This is a genomic window from Rhizobacter sp. (genome assembly GCF_031412495.1).
In the GTDB taxonomy this organism is placed as follows: domain Bacteria; phylum Pseudomonadota; class Gammaproteobacteria; order Burkholderiales; family Burkholderiaceae_C; genus Schlegelella_A.
In genome coordinates this window covers 1-1,607 of sequence record NZ_JANODC010000285.1, presented here as the reverse complement: position 1 = coordinate 1,607, position 1,607 = coordinate 1, and the positions used below count along the sequence as shown (strand labels likewise).

General features: G+C 73.1%; 1 protein-coding gene and 1 pseudogene. Both read right to left on the bottom strand.

The window, feature by feature from the left end; genetic code table 11:
* A partial coding sequence (locus AC30N0_RS10665; RefSeq protein WP_489517892.1) for an ABC transporter ATP-binding protein occupies window positions 1–1,278 on the bottom strand: 1,278 nt, incomplete at its 3' end.
* Window positions 1,279–1,284: 6 nt separating this feature from the next.
* Window positions 1,285–1,607 (bottom strand): annotated as a pseudogene (locus tag AC30N0_RS10660) (guanine deaminase); the annotation flags it as partial.

The window sequence follows — 1,607 nt, the reverse complement described above, 5'->3', positions numbered from 1 at the left end:
GACGCCCCAGGTCGGCTGCGAGACGACGAGCAGCTTCGGGTCGGCGTCGATCTCGCGGCCGACGATGAACTTCTGCAGGTTGCCGCCGGACAGGCTCTTCGCGGCCGAGTCGGGGCCGCCGGCCTTGACGTTGAAGCGGCGAATGAGCGCCTCGGCCAGCGCGCGCACGTCGCCGATGCGCAGCCACCCGCCGACGCCGACCGCCCGCGTGCGCGTGAGCAGCGTGTTCTGCGCCAGCGACAGCGTCGGCACCGCGCCGCGGCCGAGCCGCTCCTCGGGAATGAAGTGCAGGCCGCCGCGGCGGCGCTGCCGCGGCGTCTCGCGCACAATGTCGCGGCCGAAGAGGCCGATCGAGCCGGCCGGGGCGCGCGCGTCCTCGCCCGAGAGCGCCGCCATCAGCTCCTGCTGGCCGTTGCCGGACACGCCGGCGATGCCGACGACCTCGCCGGCGCGGACCTCGAACGACACCTTCTCCAGGGTCGTGCCGAACGGGTCCTCCTTGGCCAGCGACAGCTCGCGCACGGAGAGGACGACCGCGCCCGGCCGCCGGTCGCGATGCTGCAGCTGCGGCGGCTCGGCGCCGATCATGAGGCGCGACAGGCTGGCGTTGCTCTCCTTCGTCGGGTCGACCTCGCCGGTGACCTTGCCGCCGCGCAGCACGGTGCAGTGGTGGCACAGGGCCCGGATCTCGTCGAGCTTGTGCGAGATGTAGAGGATGGCGCAGCCTTCGGCGGCGAGCTTCCTCAGCGTCACGAAGAGCGTCTGCACCGCCTGCGGCGTGAGCACCGAGGTCGGCTCGTCGAGGATGAGCAGGCGCGGCGAGGTCATCAGCGCGCGCACGATCTCGACCCGCTGCCGCTCGCCGACCGAGAGCGTGTGCACCGGCCGCAGCGGGTGCACGTCGAGGCCGTACTCGGCCGCGACCTTCGTGATTCGCGCGGTGACCTCGGCCAGCGACAGCGACTTGTCGAGGCCGAGCCAGACGTTCTCGGCCGCGGTCAGGGTGTCGAACAGGCTGAAGTGCTGGTAGACCATGCTGATGCCCAGCGCCCGCGCCTCGGCCGGCGAGGCGATCTGCACCGGGCGGCCGTCCCAGCGGATCTCGCCGCGGTCGGGCCGGACCGCGCCGTAGATGATCTTCATCAGCGTCGACTTGCCGGCGCCGTTCTCGCCCAGCACGGCGTGGATCTCGCCCGGCGCCACGCGCAGGCCGACGCCGTTGTTGGCGAGCACCCCGGGGTACTGCTTGGTGATGTCGACGAGTTCGAGGCGGAGCATCGAAGGCTAGTGTGGACCCGGCCGGAAGGCGGGTCGATCGTAGTGCGCGCGACCGGCGACGCGGGCCTGCACCAGGTTGCGGTCGTCGCCGAGCGTCATCCAGGCGAAGACGCGCTCATGCAAGGTGCGGGCCACCTCGTGCCGGCGCAGCGGCTCCGGCCCCACCGCGACATCCCCGCCGCAGACGTCGGCAATGCGCCCCGCCTCGCGGGTGCCGATCTCCGCGCCCCGGCCGAGCGCCTGGGCCGCGCCGCGCGTCGCCGCGTGCAGCGCCGTCCACGCCGTCAGCCGCTCGCCCGCGAGCGCCTGCACCTTGTAAGCGTCGGCCA